Genomic DNA, 20,142 nt, shown 5'->3' on the forward strand with positions numbered 1-20,142 from the left:
TAAGGAAGTGGAACAGATGAGAAAACCAATTATAGCCGGTAACTGGAAAATGAACAAAACACTCGGCGAAGCTGTCAGCTTCGTTGAAGAAGTGAAATCTTCCATTCCAGCAGCAGACAAAGCGGAAGCCGTTGTTTGCGCACCAGCTCTTTTCTTAGAAAAGCTGACTTCTGCTGTTAAAGGAACTGACCTGAAAGTCGGCGCCCAAAACATGCATTTTGAAGAAAACGGTGCGTTCACAGGTGAAATCAGCCCGGTCGCTCTGAAAGACCTTGGCGTGGATTACTGCGTCATCGGCCACTCTGAGCGCCGTGAAATGTTCGCTGAAACTGATGAAACAGTTAACAAAAAAGCGCATGCCGCTTTCAAACACGGCATTGTGCCGATCATTTGCGTAGGTGAAACGCTTGAAGAGCGCGAAGCCGGAAAAACAAATGATCTTGTTGCCGATCAAGTGAAAAAAGGTCTTGCGGGTCTTTCTGAAGAGCAAGTTGCCGCTTCCGTTATTGCGTATGAGCCAATCTGGGCAATCGGAACAGGCAAATCTTCTACAGCGAAAGATGCTAACGACGTCTGCGCGCATATCCGTAAAGTCGTTGCTGAAAGCTTCAGCCAGGAAACTGCTGACAAGCTCCGCATTCAATACGGCGGCAGCGTAAAACCTGCAAATATTAAAGAATATATGGCAGAGTCCGATATTGACGGTGCTTTGGTCGGCGGCGCAAGCCTTGAACCGCAGTCATTCGTTCAATTATTGGAGGAAGGTCAATATGAGTAAAAAACCAGCTGCACTCATCATTCTTGATGGGTTCGGATTACGCAATGAAACAGTCGGAAACGCAGTCGCACAAGCGAAAAAACCGAATTTCGACCGTTATTGGAACCAATACCCTCATCAGACGCTGACGGCATCAGGCGAAGCAGTCGGACTGCCTGAAGGACAGATGGGGAACTCTGAAGTCGGTCATTTGAATATCGGCGCAGGACGTATTGTGTACCAAAGCTTAACACGCGTGAACGTTGCCATCCGCGAAGGCGAATTCGAACGCAATCAAACGTTCCTTGACGCCATCAAAAACGCGAAAGACAACGACAAAGCGCTGCACCTGTTCGGCCTTCTTTCTGACGGAGGCGTACACAGTCATATCAATCATTTATTCGCGCTGCTGAAGCTTGCGAAAAGTGAAGGACTGACGAAGGTGTATATTCACGGTTTCCTCGACGGCCGCGATGTAGGTCCGCAAACAGCGAAAACTTACATTCAGCAGCTGAATGAGCAGATCGAAGAAATCGGTGTCGGCGAAATCGCCAGCATTTCCGGACGCTACTACTCCATGGACCGCGACAAACGCTGGGACCGTGTGGAAAAAGCGTACCGCGCAATGGCTTACGGCGAAGGCCCGTCTTACCGCAGCGCGATGGATGTAGTCGATGATTCTTATGCGAACGGCATTCATGATGAATTCGTCATTCCGTCCGTCATCACAAAAGAAAACGGTGAACCCGTTGCGAAAATTCATGACGGCGATTCTGTGATTTTCTATAATTTCAGACCGGACCGCGCTATCCAGATTTCAAACACGTTTACCAACAAAGATTTCCGCGATTTCGACCGCGGTGAAAATCATCCGAAAAACCTGTATTTCGTCTGCCTGACTCACTTCAGTGAATCTGTTGACGGATATGTGGCTTTTAAACCGGTAAACCTTGACAATACGGTGGGTGAAGTATTAGCACAGCACGGGTTAAAACAGCTTCGCATTGCAGAAACTGAAAAGTATCCGCACGTTACGTTCTTTATGAGCGGCGGCCGCGAAGAAGAATTCCCGGGCGAAGAGCGCATCCTCATTAACTCGCCGAAGGTCGCGACATATGACCTGAAGCCTGAAATGAGCGCGTATGAAGTGAAGGATGCTCTTGTAAAAGAAATCGCGGCTGACAAGCACGACGCGATCATCCTGAACTTTGCAAACCCTGACATGGTCGGCCACTCCGGAATGGTCGAACCGACGATTAAAGCAATTGAAGCAGTGGACGAATGCTTAGGCGAAGTGGTTGACGCCATCATCGCTAAAGGCGGACATGCCATCATTACCGCTGATCACGGTAATGCGGACATTCTGATTACAGAAACAGGCGAACCGCACACTGCCCATACGACAAACCCAGTCCCAGTCATTGTGACGAAAGAAGGCGTGACGCTGCGCGAAGGCGGAATCCTAGGCGACCTCGCACCAACGTTATTAGACCTTCTCGGTGTTGAAAAACCGAAAGAAATGACAGGAACATCTTTAATTCAAAAATAAGCGTAAATCAAAAGGAGAGACAAACTCATGCCATACATTGTTGATGTTTATGCACGCGAAGTCCTCGACTCCCGCGGCAACCCAACAGTTGAAGTTGAAGTATATACAGAAACAGGAGCTTTCGGCCGCGCATTAGTGCCAAGCGGAGCTTCTACAGGTGAATACGAAGCGGTTGAGCTTCGTGACGGCGACAAAGACCGTTACCTTGGAAAAGGCGTGTTAACTGCTGTTAACAACGTAAACGAAATCATTTCTCCAGAGCTTCTCGGCTTTGACGTAACTGAACAAAACGCAATCGATCAGCTTTTAATCGAGCTTGACGGAACTGAAAACAAAGGCAAACTCGGTGCGAACGCAATCCTTGGCGTATCTATGGCTTGTGCGCGCGCAGCTGCTGATTTCTTACAGATTCCTCTTTACCAATACCTTGGAGGATTCAACTCAAAAACGCTTCCTGTACCGATGATGAACATCGTAAACGGCGGAGAGCATGCTGACAACAACGTAGACATTCAAGAATTCATGATTATGCCTGTAGGCGCGCCTAACTTCCGTGAAGCGCTTCGCATGGGCGCTCAAATCTTCCACAGCCTGAAATCAGTTCTTTCTGCTAAAGGAATGAACACAGCTGTAGGTGACGAAGGCGGATTCGCTCCGAACCTTGGTTCTAACGAAGAAGCGCTTCAAACAATCGTTGAAGCAATCGAAAAAGCCGGCTTCAAACCTGGCGAAGAAGTGAAGCTTGCTATGGATGCTGCATCTTCTGAGTTCTACAACAAAGAAGACGGCAAATACCATCTGTCTGGCGAAGGCGTTGTGAAAACATCTGCTGAAATGGTTGACTGGTACGAAGAAATGGTTTCTAAATACCCAATCATCTCTATCGAAGACGGACTTGACGAGAACGACTGGGAAGGCCACAAACTTCTTACAGAGCGTCTTGGCAAAAAAGTTCAGCTTGTCGGTGACGACCTTTTCGTTACAAACACGAAAAAGCTTGCTGAAGGTATCAAAAACGGCGTAGGCAACTCTATCCTGATCAAAGTAAACCAAATCGGTACATTGACTGAAACATTCGATGCGATCGAAATGGCGAAACGCGCGGGCTACACTGCCGTTATCTCTCACCGTTCAGGTGAAACTGAAGACAGCACAATCGCTGATATCGCTGTGGCAACTAATGCAGGACAAATCAAAACAGGTGCTCCGTCCCGTACGGACCGTGTTGCGAAATACAACCAGCTTCTTCGCATCGAAGATCAGTTGGCTGAAACTGCTCAATACCACGGTATCAACTCTTTCTATAACTTGAATAAGTAAGCATAAAAAGGGCTTGGCTGCATCTGCAGCCAAGCCCTTTTAAGTGTGGGAGAGCTGAATTTCTAGAATTTCTATTACCCTGACAAAAGCAGTCAGGGTTTTTTTGAGTTGGAGTGTTTGAATGATCAAAATCAGTTTATCTTTACGCATTTCCTACAATGTTAGGTTGGGAATATGGATAATTAAGACCAAACTGAACTTGCAAAGTTTCAAATAAGATGCCGCACTTTTAAAAGTCATGACAATAGGGTGAATAAAGAAATGATAACTACGCTCGAGCTTAGCGCATAAAACCAGATATCTCCCTTGATGAATGGATGTTCGAGAGTACAGACCTACTAATATTACTCGGATCGAATATCTGAGGCTAAAAATTTCACTAGCCGATCTTGAAAAAGGACAGTGAAGCTTTAAAGCTTACAGGAGGATGGTTATTACTTTTTACGGAGTAACTGTCGGTTTAGCGAATAGCAGACGCTTGGAATCAAGAAAACATACAAGAAATGATAACATTTGCATTTTATGATATGGAACTCCCGGTATCTAGTAGGAATCTGGTTACTGCATCAGGAGAAAACTCTCTTAGACCCCGAGAGAAGTATTGAAAAATAAACCATGTTTGAACAACTGTATACATTGGATCATGGTATCCGCTCAATAAAACTCACCAACTCGGACACTTCTTCAAATTTAATGAAAACATTCAATTAATGTAAGGTTGTGAGTATAACTAGTATTTAGTTAATGACAAAGCATGGTCTGACCCTTTCAATATTCCTAAAACGAGAAGTAAACAATCTTGTGATCACAGATACTTATATCCTTAATTCAGCCATCTCAGATACAGAACGGATAGTCATTAGCTGTGCCCTAGATAAAAAACAATGGTCTACAGCTGCCCGGAATTTAGCTGCATATAATACTTATAAAAGTTAAGGTAGTAGCTGATTGTGTTGACGCCCTCTCAGAACAAAATAATAGTTACTTAATTCCTTATTAATCTAAATAATTTTGATGACAACTCCAAAAGAAAGTATTCTCTCCTTTAAATAAGAGTTCCTGTGTAACATAACTGTTGTTCTTTTACTTGCAAAAGGCAGGATTACGATATTTTTTATTTTAAAATTTGTGATGCAGTAATGTGAAAACCGTTTTATTTCTTTCCTAAAGCATTTTAAAAATTACATTCCTAAAAACAAAGGACTTCTTTTTGGTATTATAAAAAACTGCCCTGTTAAAATAAAGTATAAAATACCCCCCCGAGAATCTCATAAAATAAAAAAATTACATAAAACCCATTGTTTACTATAGGAAAATATGGTAGATTATTATTGAACAGGTTAATAGAGATTTTATCCAGTAAAAAATGAGGAGGTAGATAGTATGAAGAAGACAAAGATATTAAAAACACCAGAATTGAAAGTGACAAAAGATTTAAATTTGATAGACCCATGTGGAGATGTTCTTGAAGAAATTAAAGAACATGAAGTTTCAGGAGCTTTCAATACCTGGAATACAACAACTACTAGCCTGGGGGGCATTTTAGTAAGTGAGGTTCTTGGAAATAAAGGCAAAGTTTGTACAGGTACTAAAGAATGTCAAGGTACTTGCTGAAATAAGTATAAAATAGGCAGTGTAATTAACTGCCTATTTTGCAAAAAATATATTAAGGTAGGATCATTAACTTTGAAAACTAACAAATATAATCTCCAATACTGGATGAAAATGTTTCCTGAGGTTAACAATAAAGATGAATTGCAAAAGATTTTTTTAAATGTATCTGGTAAGACGATTCAATCATTAATTAGAGACGATACTAATATTGAGCAAAATAAAAGTATTATAGATATTGATAGAGTCTTAGATCATAAAAAAAGTGATTTTTTAGTGAGAAATTCTGAAGAATTTTTAGAGCATAATCCATTTTTTCATTTTTTTTCTCCTTTTCTTAACTGCAAAATTGAAGAATTCTTAGTAAAAGTAAGAATTGAAGATGCAGTAGATAATGAGGATGAATTTGTGAAAAAGGTAATTAAACATATAATGGATTTAATGTTTGAAAAAGCTTTTAGGGTTCTTGTTTTGGAAGTGAATATTGCAAGATTAGAGGGGAATTTAGAGGGGACTACCCCGGAAGAAAGACTAAATCATTTTTTAGTTGTATCTTTAAATGATGAATCATTTTTAAAAAGTGTTTATAAAGAATATGAAGTATTAACAAGTTTATTATGTGTAACGATTGATGATTATTTCACATATGTAATGGAAATAATAAAAAACACAAAACGAGAAATTAGTTCATTAAACTCTAAATTCAACTCTGATAACGATTTAGGTGCAATAACAAATATAACCACCGGTCTAGGAGATACTCATCAAAAAGGAAAATCTGTTTCAACAATATATTTTAAAAGTGGCAAGAAAATAATTTATAAACCCAGAGATTTAACGCTTGAACAAGGTTTCCAGGAAGTATTATATTGGTTGGGCGAGAAAAACATACCGGGAATTTTAAATTTCAAAAGAGTTCAAATACATACAGTAAATGATTCAGGTTGGATGGAGCACATAGATTATAAAAGTTGTTTTAATAAAAACGAAGCAAATGATTTCTATACTCGTTCAGGTAATCTTCTTTGTTTACTGTATCTTCTAAATGCAGTAGATTTTCATCATGAAAATTTAATAGCCCATGGTTCTTTCCCAGTATTAGTTGACTTAGAATCATTATTTCATGCAAGACTAAAGGTTGACCAAATTGATAAAAAGTCAGCTGTTGTTAAAGCAACTGAATTAGTTGATAACTCTGTACAGTCAATAAGTTTATTGCCTACAAAAATTTCTAAGAGAGTAGGAGACAAAGACATAAGTCTAGATATAGGGGGATTAGCTGCCTATAAGGAACAACTCTCTCCTCATAAATCATTAGTAATTGAAAATGCAGGAACAGATACGATTAAAATTTTAAGAAAAAATACTTTCATTAAACCTCAATTAAACAACCCTTCCATTAAAACAGGGTCTTACTTATATTCAGAAAATTATACGGGACAAATTAAAGATGGTTTTGCAAGTTTATATAGTTGGGTGATGTTAAATAAAGATGAATTCTGGGATAAAATTTCTCAAACTTTTAAAGAAACAAATAGCAGGTTTATCTTCAGACCCACTTACTTATACACTCAGCTTTTAAGAATCTCAAGTCATCCAGATTTTATGAGAGATACCTATAGACGTAAGATTATTTTACATAGAATCGGCATTGATTATATACAAGAGTATAAAGATATATTGAACTCAGAATATAAAGATTTATTAACTGGGGACGTTCCATTTTTTAGATCCTCTATTGAACATGAACATTTAATAGATTCTAGAGGGAAAAGAATTCACAGCATTCTGGAAGAACCTCCAATAAAAACAGTAAAGCAAAAGATTTTCAATCTTTCGAAAGAAGATTTGAAAAGACAGATTGATTTTATTGAAATGTCTTACATTAGTAATGAAAAAAGATTGAAAGAAGTTACTGATATAAAATTCTCTAAAGCTGCAAGCTTAAATAAAATTAAGTCAGAAAATTGGATAGATGAAGCAACCCAGATAGGCGAATTTATAGTTGAAAACAGTGTATGTGGTATAAATAAAAAACAAAAAGATAGAATGTGGATAGGTCCTAGTCTTGAGGGTATTGAGGAAGACATTTGGAATGCAAATGTATTGGGATTCGATATATATAATGGTAATTCAGGGATTGCTCTATTTTTAGGGTACTTGGGCGAAATCCTCAACAGAAAGGATTTTAAGCAAGCAGCTATCGAAACTATGAGACCAATACAGAAGTTTATCTCTGAAATAAAAGAAGATCACCCATATTTAATAGGTGCATTTCAAGGTATATCAGGATATTTTTATACATTAAATAAGTTATCTAATTTATTTGGAGATTCAGAATTAAGGAAGACCTCGCTTGAAAACATCGGTGTTTTATCGAAGTTAGGTAAATTCGATAAAGTATACGATTTAATAGGAGGGTCTTTAGGTAGTTTAGCAGTTATGCTTTCCATAATACCAGATATTACTGAAGAGAATAACAAAAAGGAAATTTTAAAGATTTCACATACTCATTGTGAACATATATTAAGTGTAGCAAAAAATTTTGAGGAGCAAATATCGTGGCCAGGGAAATTTTCAGCAGCATATTCAGGGTTTTCCCATGGTAATTCTGGTTTTATCGCATACTTATATAAATATTTTAAGTTAACAAATGATGAAAAATTATTGGAAGTCATTCAAAGGGCCTTAAGATTTGAAAGGAGATTGTACTCTGAAGACCACAATAATTGGTATACCACAGAAAATAAAGATAAGTTAGCTAATGGATGGTGTCACGGAGCTCCAGGTATACTTTTAAGTAAATTGATTTTAAAAGATAATGGTTTTGAAGACGAGTACATTGAAAAAGAAATATCGACTGCAATAGATTCTTCTATTCGTAATGGCATTGGCAATAACCCTACATATTGTCATGGAGATTTAGGTGTGCTTTCTATATTGAATTATGCTTCTGATTTAACTAACAATATTAATTTGAAGAATAGATGTTTAAGAACTTATCAAGACCTATTTGAAAATGTTTTGACCAAGAAATGGAGAAAGAGAGACTTAGTCTGTACTAGATCATATAGTTTAATGATCGGATTATCAGGAATAGGTTACTCAATGATCAAAAATTATGCTCCGGAAATTGTTCCCAATTTTTTATGGTTAGAATAAGCTTTAATACTCTTATTCAAAGTCATACTTGAAAGGAGGTGAGAGAATTATGAAGAAAGATATGGTCAAAAAGGTTTCAGGTTTTATTGAAGAAGACGAACTTATATCGTTAGCTAATGGTGATAATGCTACTGGAGGAGCTACTCCAGCAACAGTCGTTTTAACTGCAACTATTGGACTCACTGGAACGACTTTTACAGTTACTTTAAGTGCAGCATCATGTCCAACATCAGCGTGTACAAAACAGTGTAACAAATAAACATAATGTGTTAATAGAGAATTGTTTTAACAAACAATTCTCTATTAAATCTTTTGGAGAGGTTATAAATGGATATTAGCTATGAAAACAATAATTTCATCAGAGATGCTGTAATTAATTTCAGTTCGCCGACAAACGAAGTAGAAAAATTAAGAATAAAAAACAAAGATTACTTTGGCAACTTTTATACATTCTTTTTAGATTTTTATCAACAAAAATTAGTTAATACTTTAGAAAACGCAAGTAAGGAAAATAATTTAAAACTTAACAAACATAAAATTATAAGTAGTGCGTTAGAGGCTTTTAGCCAGGAATTAATTCAGTTATGTATAAGAACTTTAATCGTTGATATTAATGAAAGAAAAGAAAATGGTTTATTAGAAGGAAAAGATTCAAGGTTACGCTATAAGAATTATAATAATTTAATTTTTAAGAGTGAATATGTGGCTGGAATTTTGAATAAGTATCCTGTTTTAACCTATTTAATTTCTAGTAGAATATCAAATAAAATCTTGTACTTGAAAGAAGTTCTAGAGAATTTAAGAAAAAATCGTCAAGACATTTATAGAGAACTAAAAATTGAATTTGATGAAGTCTCCAATATTTATTTTAGCAGCGGAGACACTCATAATGGAGGGAAAAATGTCTTAATAATTGAAACAAACCAAGGGAAAATTGTATATAAGCCGCATAGTTTATCTCCTGATATCTTATTTAATAGTATAGTTGACTATGTTAATAATTCAGATAAAATTCTAAAAAAAATTTATAAAATTAGAACGCTTAATTATAAAGACTATGGCTATCAAGAGTTTATTGATTATAAAGAATGTGAGACTTCCGAAAAACTGAACTTCTATTTTTATAGAGTAGGTGTAAGTTTATCTATTTTTCACATTATAGGATGCGATGATTTGCATCATGAAAACTTAATTGCACATGGCGAATATCCTGTTGTTATTGACTTGGAGACTCTGATAAAAAATAATTCTATGTATAAACCAAGAAATAATAATTTAATTGATAATTTTCATGAGGATATTAATTACTCAGTTCTTGGCACTATGCTTCTCCCATTAAATTTACAAACTTCTATATTTGATTTTGACCTTGGCGGAATATCAAATGATGAAAATCAAACATCAGAAATATGGAAATCGTATATTATAGATTTCGAAGGAACTGATGAAATTCAGTTAACTAAAAAATCAGTAATAATGAACAGTACTCAAAACAGAGCTGCATATAATGGGAAAGCCGCAGACCCTAAAGATTATATTGAAGAAATATTAAAAGGTTTTACAGATTGTTATAATTTTGTTTTAGAAAATAAAAGTGGTTTTTATGATTTGGTAAAAACAGTAGGAAGCAGCAACCTGGAAGTAAGGCAAGTTTTAAGAGCTACCAGTATATATGCAAGGTTTTTAGAAGCTTCCACTCATCCAAATTATTTATCTAGTTTTGAGGAAAGAAAGGAATTATTTAAAAAAATAAATATTGCGGAAGGAGTAACAGATAAATTTAGCAAGAAGAATTTAAATGAGTTGGAATCTTTAATGTGTAATGATGTTCCGTATTTTTCAACAATGTATAATTCTTTGGATTTGATTTGTAATAAAAGTACAAGTATAGTAAATTTTTTTAGAGAGTGTTTACTTGATGTTGTATTAAACAAAATTAAAAGTATAAGTAAAACAAGTTTAAAAAAACAGCAATATTATATTCGAATGTCACTTACTACAACTATAAAAGACAGTTGGAAAAGAACAAACAAACACAATAAGAAATATCGTCCTAAATTATTTGGAAATAATAATAAAAATTATTTAGAGTGCGCAACAGAAATAGGAGACTTATTTTTAGAAACAGCAATATGGAATAATGATAGAAGCAAATGTACTTGGGTAACACCTATAATATCTGAGAATAATAAAGTAAAATTGGGTCCATTGAACTTTAACTTATATGAAGGTGGAGGAGTAATATTATTCTTAGCTTTACTTGGAAAAGAAACTGGTAATAAAGAGTACTTTGATTTAGCCTTTGCAGGAATGAGAGGTATTGAAGAACTTTTTTTGAGTGATGATAAGATGGATGGCCGGTTATCATTATTTACAGGGATAGGTTCCTTAGCCTATATATATTACCACCTATACACTTATACAAATGATTATAAATACTATGAAAAATTTAAAAAATATATTAATAAAATAAATGAAATGAATATTTCAGGAGATATACCATTGGATATTGTAGGGGGAGTATCTAGTCTTATTGTTTTTTTATTAAACCTATATAAGGAAACTAAATTAGATATTTTAAACTCCGTGTGTTGTAAACTAGGTAATACTTTATATCAATGCTTAGAAAAGAATGGTAAATATAATTATCTAACAGGACTTTCACATGGATATTCTGGTTTTACGTGGGCTCTTTGTTATCTGGGTCACATTACTAAAGACGAAAAATACACAACTTTAGGAAAAGAGTTATTGAAAAGAGAAAATAAGTTTTTTGATTTGAATACCTCTAATTGGAAGGATTTAAGAGAAGGAGAGGGGAACTCTGATCCAGTATATTGGTGTCATGGTGCGGGAGGTATAGCTCTATCAAGAGCTTTTTTAAAAAATCTGTTAAAGAACAAAGAGAACGTAGTTGATAAAGAAGTTGATAAAGAAGTTGATAAAGAAGTTGATAAAGATTTAAATTGCGCTATAAGCAAGCTCCTTTCCGATGGATTTAAAAAAACAACTGATCATAGCTTATGTCATGGTATTTTTGGTAATATAGATATATTATTGAAATTAAGTGAACTTCTCAATGATATTGATCTTCAGGAAGTAGCATTTAAAGAAGCTCAAAATGCAATTAATTATATTAGAAATAAAGGTTTTATTCCAGGTTTACAGGATCATTTTGATTTAAATACATTTATGCTGGGACTTGGAGGCGTAGGCTACAGCTTATTAAGGTTACACAATCCTGTCAATCCTTCATTGTTAGCAATGGAAGTAAGGAGTTACAATGAATGATAGTGAAGAAAAAAAAGAGAGTACCTATTGTAAAACAATTGCAACAAACTGAATGTGGACTTTGCTGTTGTGCTATGTTGATCCGTTTTTATAACAGTAACGAAACTCTTTTTGAGTTAAGGTCATTTTTGGAGGCTGGAAGAGACGGACTTACTATTAAGCAGTTAAAAAACTTATTAGTTCATAAAGGATTTAAGGCGGATATATATAAATCCACTATTCTAGGGTTAAAAAAAATTAATGTTCCTTTTATTGCATATTGGAATAATGAACATTTTATAGTCGTTGAAAAAATAAAGGAAAATTATTATTATATTATAGATCCGGCTAATGGACGAAGAAAATTAACAGAAGAAGAGTTTAAGAAAGGTTTCTCGTCCTATATTTTATATGCAGTTCCTTCAGAAAGTTTCACTCCCAATAAACGAAAAGATAAGAATGTATGGTTTGGTGTATTAAAAAATATTACAAACTATAAATTGTTATTTTCTATTATAGTATTTTTATCTCTAATAAGTTATTTATTGACGTTGTATGTACCTATTTTGGTACAGAAGCTTATAGATACAAGTATTGAGTATAATAATTTAAATTCAATAAGTAATATTGTTTGGATAACATTTTTAATATCAATATTGTATGGAATGTTTGTTTTGTTTAGAGGGCTCAAAATGATAAGCCTCAATATATTCCTTAGTAAAAATCTTGTTGTTGATACATTTGCTCATCTTCTAAAACTTCCTTTTAAATTCTTTGATCTTAGATCACCTGGTGACTTGTTATTTAGGTTAAATAGCATGAATGGATTCAGAGAGCTTTTATCAACTCAACTAATTTCTGGCCTAATTGATTTAGGAGCGGTAGTTTTTATTTTAGCGTATATGTTCTTTAAATCTATACCATTAACCTTGATAACAATATTAATATTTGCAATTAACACTATATTCATGTTTTTGACTAGACCTGCTGTCGCGCAGGCCATCGATGATGAAGTAGCTGAGCAAAGTAAATCTCAAGCCATTCAAATCGAGTCTATTTTTTCTATCGCAGCCATTAAAATTTCGGGAATGGAAAATGAAATTTTCTCAACTTGGAATAACAGTTTTAATGAAGTAATAAAGCGATTCAAAAAAAGATCCATTTTACAAAATGTAGTTAATACAGTAACTCAGGTTTTTCAAACAATTGCTCCCTTGGTTATTTTAATATTAGAACTGCTATTATTTTTTGATAATAAATTTACAATGGGAGAGGTTATCGCATATCATTCTTTATCTGTTACTTTTTTTGGATTAACAACTGCTTTATTTGGTACTTATACTCAGTTTATCTTAGCTACTTCTTACTTAGAAAGAGTTAAAGATATTACAGAGACTGAATGTGAAAAAAATATTGAAAATGCAGTAAACCTTAAATTAAGAGGAAATGTAAAGCTTGAAAACGTCTCTTTTTCTTATACTAAACATTCTCCAAAGGTGCTTAAGAATATTTCTTTGGAAATAAGAGAAGGGCAGAAAATTGCTATAGTAGGTTCATCTGGTTCTGGTAAAAGTACACTTAGTAAGTTAATAATGGGGCTTTATGATCCGACTGAAGGACAAATTTGTTTTGATAGTATCCCTCTTGAAAAATTAGATAGAAAACAGTTATACAAACAAATGGGAATTGTACCCCAGGATATTACCTTGTTTAATAGTTCTATACTGAAAAATATCACATTGAATAATAAAAATATTAGTATAGAAAAAGTGAGAAAAGTAGCGAAAGCAGCACAAATAGATAAAGAAATTGAAAGTATGCCAATGAAATATAATACACCTATTTCAGAAATGGGTATGAATTTATCAGGTGGCCAGCGACAAAGGATTGTACTAGCCAGAGCACTTTTAAATGACCCTAAAATTTTAATTTTAGATGAGGCTACAAGTTCATTAGATTTGGTGAATGAAACATTGATTTCTAAATATTTAAGTGAAATGGGATGCACAAGAGTGGTTATCGCGCATAGATTGTCAACAATTATGGATTCGGATTTTATAATTGTCCTAGATAAAGGTGAAGTGGTGGAGGTTGGTAAACATGAAGAACTGATTGCTTTAGAAGGGGTATATAGTAATCTATATCGTTCACAAACGAAAAAACAAAAAACATATTCATCATAATCACTATTAAGGAGTTGTTTGATTTGAAAAACTATAAAGGAGATGGAGCGGTATTTCTAGTAATAGGTTTTTGTTTAGGTCTTTTTTTAGGAGTTGTTTTTGATATTTTACCGTATGGTCTTTCCATAGGAATATTGATTGGATCGTTAATTGACCTTTATTTTTATGCTAGATACAAAAATAATAATAAATAAGTATAATTATATCTTAAACATCAAGATCAATGAGGAGATTTTATTCCTTTGGGCAGCAACTGAGAAATTTGTGTTAAACTTTAAAATTATTTTAATGAATTTAAAATTAGAATGGTATAAAGAACATAAGAGTTTTATGGATTATTAAGTTTTAATCTATTACTTGATGTTCCTACCAACAAAAGATTGCAACTTTATGTCTTTAGAAAAAACAAAGGGACTGACCTATAAGATGAGCCAAAAAAAAACACTTTCAAGTTTGAAAACGGATGACTGTTATCCGGTATTAGACTTGGAGGTGTTTTTTCTATGGAATAAGAGTAAGTGATCCGGTTGAAGTCAAACAGAAGGTGTAGACATGAGATTGGCAGGCGTGCCGATGAAAGAGATGATGCAGAAATTAAATATTAAGAATACACGGACGTGCAGACTTGGATTAGATAGCATAAAGCTGGGGATATACATTCGAACAGCCTGTTGAAAAGCAATATACTTACGGAAATGGTCTGGGGTTTACTTCCGAACCAGAGACTGCAGGCAGAGAATCGTTATTTGCGACAGCCGAATGAAGTGTTAAAAGAGTACAACGAATTAGAAAGGAAGTTAAAAGCCAAACTTCAGTCGGACTTGTAGAAGGTTTTGCAGATATCTGTGATCTTTTAGGTATCTCACGAGCGTCTTATTGTCTCTGAAAGAAAAATGTGAAGAAGAATCAGTGCAAAGGGCATTTGGAAAAACACATTGGCGCATTATGCCGAAAGCATGGGTATCGATAGGGCTATTGGATCATCACTTCCCTAATAAAAAAGGAAATGCGTGTTAACCATAAAACGTTTCAGCGTATCATTCAGAAAAATCAGTAGCAGTACCGGATTAAGGATGCAAGAAAAATGAGCATATTTATGCCGCAACTGATAATATGGAACTTTCAGCCTGATCTCCCTCTTGAAAAAATAGTAACAGACTTCCCGAATTTTCCTTATAGTCAGAATAATTGTATCTGTTCGCGATATTGGAAGTATACAATGGAGAAGTGAATGCTTTTACGATTGGAGATAAACAGGACACACACTTGATCAGCTGCCAATTTTGCCTGAGAGCTGCGTGTTGCATAGTGTCAGAAAAGCTGTTAAAACAAAACCACGCCCGTCATCGTAGAATGCACTGTCAACGATTACATTTATAATAACAATATTCGTATTCAAACGAACTAAACAGCCAATCATTGATAGACGAGCGGCAATTGGCTGTTTAAAAGTGTTTTTATCCCTGTCTCGAAAACGGGGTTTAATCGCATCATTGGCAGTTCTTTTATTAAAGGTCCAAATAAAGCCGTATCATATCCCGGCACTGTATCCCGTTTTCGAAAATCTCCTCTTCATAATGCCTGATGAAAAAATCATGGTCGATGGCTTGAAGTCTGAAGCCGCATTTTTGGTAAAGGGCAAGCTGGCCTATACTGGAGTTGCCCGTTCCAATTTCAATAGTCGCCGCTCCCATTTGTTTTGCCTTATTCACGGCCTCTTCTATGAGCTTTCTGCCGATGCCATTGTTGTGCATTGATTCTTTCACCGCAATATTGACGATTTCTACTGTTTTTGGTCTTGTTTTCAAAAGGACGAAGACCCCTGCAAGCTCGTCTGACGTCCAAGCCGTATAGCATTCTCCTCTTACAAGATAATCATCGACAATCTCTTTCGACGGATCGGCCAGCAGCAATAGTTCATACAGCGCTTCATCCGGCTCCGCGGCTTTTCGGATGCTCAGTTTTTGCATGTCCGTTTCTCCTCCTCCGTTATGATCGACAGCTATTTTTCAAAATAACTCCAAAATCATTCTACTTTATTATAAAATATGAAACATAGGAAAAGTTATACAAGTTTTGCAGATTGAATAGGAGGAAAGTCATGTTTTTTTGTAAGTATTGCGGCCAGCAGAACAACGAAGAGGCGCATTTCTGTAAAGAATGCGGAAAACCGATCGGGAAAGGAAGCCGGCTGGAGCGGCAGGCGGCTGAATCCGCATCACAGCCGAGAAAGCCGATCCCTAAAAAAACGCTCTTCCTATGGGGAGGCATTGCCGCAGCGCTGATCTTATTGATTGCCGCATATAAAACCGGAGCCTGGCTGACATCTGAAAAAAGGCTCACAGATCAATTCGAACAGGCGGTTCATGACGGGGACACGAAAAAGCTCGCAGCCCTGCTCACTCCTTCAGACAAAAAACTGAAGCTGAATGAGACCAATGTCAAACCGCTCCTTGCATACGCAAAGAAACACGATGAACTGCTGGCATCGCTTCGCGGCAATTCATCAGAAAAAGATGCGGTATACGTCAAAAAAGAGGGAAAAACCCTTCTTTTGTTTGACCATTACGAACTGAAAGTCGATCCGGTTTATTTCCGCGTCACAAGCAATTATAAAGGCGCCGATCTTTATATCAACAGCGAGAAAACAGGTACGGTCAAAAAAGCCGATGAAACCCAAATCTTCGGCCCGTATGCACCCGGTGTCTACACGGCGGAAGCCAAGCTTAAAAATGAGACGGTTGACGTTGTCAAAAAGCAAGAGGCAGAGGCGGCCGGCAGCCGGAATGTTGAGTTTGACCTGCCGTTAGACGCCGAGGATGTGACGTTCACTCCGGCAGACAGCTTCAAAAGCGTGAAAGGCGATCTGCTGATAAACGGCAAGTCCGTCCATAAAGATCCGTTTACATCCGTTACATACGGTCCGCTCTTAACTGACGGTTCCATGACAGCCGCCGTGGAGGCTGATTTTCCTTGGGGGAAAATGAAAACTGCCGATGTTCCGATCAACAGTACTGATGTGGACTTAACGCTTATCCCGGATCAAGATACACAACAAACAATCATGGACACGATTGTCAAAACAACGAAGCAGTATACAAAAGCGATGGCAGACGGAAATACTGATCAGATGACCGAGGCTGGTTCCGCCTGGAAAGAGCAGACGAAAGAAGCGGTATCCGGCATGAAGAGTTCCGGCACCTTTTTGAAGGATCAGTATAAAGAGACAAGCTTTGATCTGGATTCATTTGCGATTTCTCAAGAGAACGGCCGCTGGCAAGTAACTGTTACGGGTAAAGAGCTTCATGAGTCTGCTTATTTCGACGGGAATACGAAGCCTGATATGGAAGAGGCTGAGCCGAGTTTTCACTATGTACTCTCATATGATACAAAACATAAAAAATGGGTTTTCGAAAAAGCTGATCCTGCCTCAGATTCTTCCGGGACAAATGTAAAAAAAATAAAAAATGACCAGCCGAATACCTATACATCCGCATGGGCATCATCCAAAGGAAATACAGCTTCAGGCAGCGTGACAAACGAGCAAGTCACATCGTTTATGACTGATTACCTGACAAATCAATCAAGCGCCGTCAGCCTTAACAATTTTGCCATCATGGCGGGCAATTTAGAAGAGGGGAGCCCTTTGTATGCTGATCAGCAGAAACTGGTCAAAAAACTGCACAGCGAGGGGACGACCGAAGTATTTAATGAAGTGAATGTCAAAAGCTTTTCACAGAAAGGCTCTCATCTGACGATTCATACGTACGAGGAGTTTTATATTACGAAAGCCGGCGGCAGTCCGAAGCTCAGAACATACAATTGGACGTATGGCGGCGTTGTTAAAGACGGAAGAATTTATTTAACATCCATTCAATAAAAAACCCCCGCGCCAATCAGGCGGCGGGGGTTTCCGTTTTTAAAAGAAGAAATAATTCATGAGTTCTTTTATATAATGCTTGATCGTGAATTGAAACGTTACACAAATGATCAAATAGATGACGATAACAGAATAAATGATATCGGCCTTAGCCGTGAGCTGATGCTGATAGCTCGCCAGCATGAGCGGAGGCACGGCAAACGCCGCTCCTAAAAGACCGACAGCCAGAATGGTAAAGCAGACGGTTGTATGAAGCAGCATAAAAATGAGGGCAAGAAGCAAAATAGCTGTAAACGGAATCAAAAATGCTCCGAATCTGGACAGCGAATCTTTAAATGACACCTGCGCGCCGCCGGCCTTCAAAGCGATAAAAATCAAGAGATACAGGCAGAAAACGCATAATGCAAAGGTAAGCGCCGGTTTGATCACAACCGCGGTAAAACTGACGTCACGAAAGCCGTCTGATAGAAGAATATAAAACATAATCGGCGTCACCAGGCAGAAAAGCACTATGTTGATGATGCTGCTGACAAGCTGTTCGCCGCCTGTCGTTTTACATGTTTGATACGGTCGCTTTAACACATCAAGCACGAATAAGGCAAATTGCTTTGAAGCCTGCTTAGCGGCGGCGCCGGCCTGAGCGGCCTGGCCCTGCGTTTGGCCTGCGCCTCCCTGCCCGGGCTGGGGCGCACCGCACTTTTCACAAAACTTTCCGCCATCAGTATGATGGCCGCATTGAGAACAATACATTCTAAAACTCCTTTTACAAGTAATATAGGGATTTTGTTCAATATTTACATTATAAAAGAAAATAGGGCGGATGTAACGGAGTTTTCTAAAGATATACAAATCACTTTCTCTATGAATTGATAATAGAGAAAAAGTACCCATTATGGTAGAATTTTAATGGAGCTGATAGATATCATGTCTCTCGGCGCATTGATTCAGAGTGAAGAGGAAATTAACGCATGCTAAAAAAATTGAAAATGCTTTATCGGCTGTTGAAATTCGGAAAAGGCTTATGGAGATAGCAAACAGAAAAAACCGTCCTTGTAAGGACGGTTTTTTTCTGTTTCCGGATCGTCCGGCTGAGGTTATAAAAAGCAGACCCCGGGGTAAAAACCATGCATAAGAAACAGCGGTGAACAAAACATAACTCAATAACGGCAAGCCATAAGGAGGTACGCATGTTTTCATTCATCATTCATGTCTTCATTTCACTGTTTGCAGTCTCCAATCCCATCGGAAACGTGCCGATTTTTCTTTCACTGACGGAAGGGTACTCGGAGAAAGAACGGACAGCGATCGCGCGCAAGGCTTCCGTTCTGTCGTTTATCATCTTGGCGGCTTTTTTAATCTTCGGCCATCTGATCTTTAAACTGTTTGACATTAACATTCATGCCTTACGTATCGCGGGCGGCATTTTTATTTTCGGCATCGCTTATAATCTTCTGAACGCGAAGAAATCTCATGTACAGTCTCTCCATCATGAAGAGAAAGGGGAGAGCAAGGAGAAAGCTGATATATCCGTGACGCCTTTGTCGATTCCGATTATCGCCGGACCCGGTACGATCGCGACGGTGATGAGTCTGTCGGCCGGCCATGGCGGCATCTTCCATTACATCAGCGTGCTGATCGGCATTGCGGCCGTCATCGCGATGACGTTCATCTTCTTTCACTATTCTTCTTTCATCAGCAATAAGCTCGGGAAAACCGAAATGAACGTCATTACCCGACTGATGGGGCTGATTTTGGCGGTGGTGGCGATCGGCATGATCGGCGCCGGTCTGAAAGGCATGTTCCCGATATTGGTTTCCTGACTTAAAAAAAAGCAGCGCCCGGTTATCTTCGGGTGCTGCTTTTTTCTATTTTCGGCACATGCTGAAACACTTCTTCACTCTCAAAAAATTCTATCAAACGGCTCAGCCAGTCATAATAATGGAGCCAATCCGTCAGTTCATCCAAAAGCTGGCGGGCTTTTTCTTCAATATCGGGACTGAGATTTTCCGATTCCAGAAGCTCAGTCAGCTCGCGGTTCAGCTTTTTATAGAGCATTTTGTTTTTGCTGACCGCCTTTGTCCAATTTGCCGTAAACAGGGAGATAAACGTCTGGTAATAATCACGCTCGACGTCGTAAAGGTCTTTCCGAACGCCTTTTTCAAACACTTTTTCAGCCAGATTGGCATCGGTCATTTCGCGGACCACCTGGCTCATCCTCGTTTTGCTCATCCCGGTCGCCTCTGACAGCTCATTTAACGTCATCGGCTTGCGGTTCATATAAATAATACCGAGCACACGTCCAAGTGTGGCCGGCATTCCGAATGTATGCATATTCTCGGCGATTCTCTCAATGAGATGCTCTTCAGCATGCCCGATGATATCAAGAGCGTTTTTTTCCACGGCTGATCAT

General features: G+C 37.4%; 14 protein-coding genes and 1 pseudogene. 12 read left to right on the top strand and 3 right to left on the bottom strand.

Translation table 11 applies throughout. The annotated features are described in order from the left end of the window. Window positions 1–16 precede the first annotated feature (16 nt). The 10 genes and pseudogenes from tpiA to G9F75_RS20105 all read left to right on the top strand — a co-directional run bounded on the left by tpiA (window position 17) and on the right by G9F75_RS20105 (window position 15,301). Window positions 17–778, top strand: a complete 762-nt coding sequence (gene tpiA, locus G9F75_RS12535; RefSeq protein ID WP_003151618.1) for a triose-phosphate isomerase — start codon at window positions 17–19, stop codon at window positions 776–778. Beyond that, a complete protein-coding gene (gene gpmI, locus G9F75_RS12540; RefSeq protein ID WP_003151620.1) occupies window positions 771–2,306 on the top strand; it encodes a 2,3-bisphosphoglycerate-independent phosphoglycerate mutase in 1,536 nt (511 codons plus the stop codon). The genes tpiA and gpmI overlap by 8 nt, the downstream gene beginning before the upstream one ends. Before the next feature lie 27 nt (window positions 2,307–2,333). Next, a complete protein-coding gene (eno, locus tag G9F75_RS12545; RefSeq protein ID WP_007409956.1) occupies window positions 2,334–3,626 on the top strand; it encodes a phosphopyruvate hydratase in 1,293 nt (430 codons plus the stop codon). A 1,383-nt stretch (window positions 3,627–5,009) separates the two neighbouring features. Then, window positions 5,010–5,240 (top strand): plantaricin C family lantibiotic, encoded by a 231-nt coding sequence (locus G9F75_RS12550; protein ID WP_021495220.1) that lies wholly within the window; start codon window positions 5,010–5,012, stop codon window positions 5,238–5,240. Window positions 5,241–5,312: 72 nt separating this feature from the next. Continuing rightward, window positions 5,313–8,399 carry a type 2 lanthipeptide synthetase LanM family protein gene (locus G9F75_RS12555; protein WP_021495219.1) on the top strand — a complete coding sequence of 1,029 codons (3,087 nt, stop codon included), beginning with the start codon at window positions 5,313–5,315 and terminating at the stop codon, window positions 8,397–8,399. A gap of 49 nt (window positions 8,400–8,448) precedes the next feature. Next, window positions 8,449–8,658, top strand: coding sequence for a class II lanthipeptide, LchA2/BrtA2 family (locus tag G9F75_RS12560; protein ID WP_021495218.1), 210 nt, complete (start codon window positions 8,449–8,451; stop codon window positions 8,656–8,658). Between the two features lie 68 nt (window positions 8,659–8,726). Then, window positions 8,727–11,690, top strand: coding sequence for a type 2 lanthipeptide synthetase LanM family protein (locus G9F75_RS12565; RefSeq protein ID WP_021495217.1), 2,964 nt, complete (start codon window positions 8,727–8,729; stop codon window positions 11,688–11,690). Beyond that, window positions 11,687–13,852, top strand: coding sequence for a peptidase domain-containing ABC transporter (locus G9F75_RS12570; protein WP_021495216.1), 2,166 nt, complete (start codon window positions 11,687–11,689; stop codon window positions 13,850–13,852). The genes G9F75_RS12565 and G9F75_RS12570 overlap by 4 nt, the downstream gene beginning before the upstream one ends. Before the next feature lie 23 nt (window positions 13,853–13,875). Further along, a complete protein-coding gene (locus G9F75_RS12575) occupies window positions 13,876–14,046 on the top strand; it encodes a glycine zipper domain-containing protein (RefSeq protein WP_155238646.1) in 171 nt (56 codons plus the stop codon). Between the two features lie 314 nt (window positions 14,047–14,360). Next, window positions 14,361–15,301: pseudogene (locus G9F75_RS20105) on the top strand (transposase family protein). A 59-nt stretch (window positions 15,302–15,360) separates the two neighbouring features. On the opposite strand, the gene G9F75_RS12580 reads toward G9F75_RS20105, so the two are convergent. After that, window positions 15,361–15,822, bottom strand: coding sequence for a GNAT family N-acetyltransferase (locus G9F75_RS12580; protein ID WP_021495213.1), 462 nt, complete (start codon window positions 15,820–15,822; stop codon window positions 15,361–15,363). 131 nt (window positions 15,823–15,953) lie between these two features. Here G9F75_RS12580 and G9F75_RS12585 point away from each other — a divergent pair, with 131 nt between their 5' ends. Then, on the top strand, window positions 15,954–17,732 hold the full coding sequence (locus G9F75_RS12585) for a zinc ribbon domain-containing protein (RefSeq protein WP_021495212.1): 1,779 nt from the start codon (window positions 15,954–15,956) through the stop codon (window positions 17,730–17,732). A 39-nt stretch (window positions 17,733–17,771) separates the two neighbouring features. Here the strand turns inward: G9F75_RS12585 and G9F75_RS12590 are convergent, their stop codons facing one another. Beyond that, the gene (locus G9F75_RS12590) at window positions 17,772–18,482 is read right to left on the bottom strand and encodes a zinc ribbon domain-containing protein (protein WP_167409128.1); all 711 of its coding nucleotides are present in this window, start codon (window positions 18,480–18,482) and stop codon (window positions 17,772–17,774) included. Between the two features lie 437 nt (window positions 18,483–18,919). Here G9F75_RS12590 and G9F75_RS12595 point away from each other — a divergent pair, with 437 nt between their 5' ends. Continuing rightward, entirely contained in the window at window positions 18,920–19,552 is a 633-nt protein-coding gene (locus G9F75_RS12595) for an NAAT family transporter (protein WP_007409973.1), read from the top strand. A 22-nt stretch (window positions 19,553–19,574) separates the two neighbouring features. Here the strand turns inward: G9F75_RS12595 and G9F75_RS12600 are convergent, their stop codons facing one another. After that, the gene (locus G9F75_RS12600; protein WP_014418904.1) at window positions 19,575–20,132 is read right to left on the bottom strand and encodes a GbsR/MarR family transcriptional regulator; all 558 of its coding nucleotides are present in this window, start codon (window positions 20,130–20,132) and stop codon (window positions 19,575–19,577) included. Between the last annotated feature and the right edge of the window lie 10 nt (window positions 20,133–20,142).

It is taken from the genome of Bacillus sp. EKM208B, from assembly GCF_011800725.1.
In the GTDB taxonomy this organism is placed as follows: domain Bacteria; phylum Bacillota; class Bacilli; order Bacillales; family Bacillaceae; genus Bacillus; species Bacillus velezensis.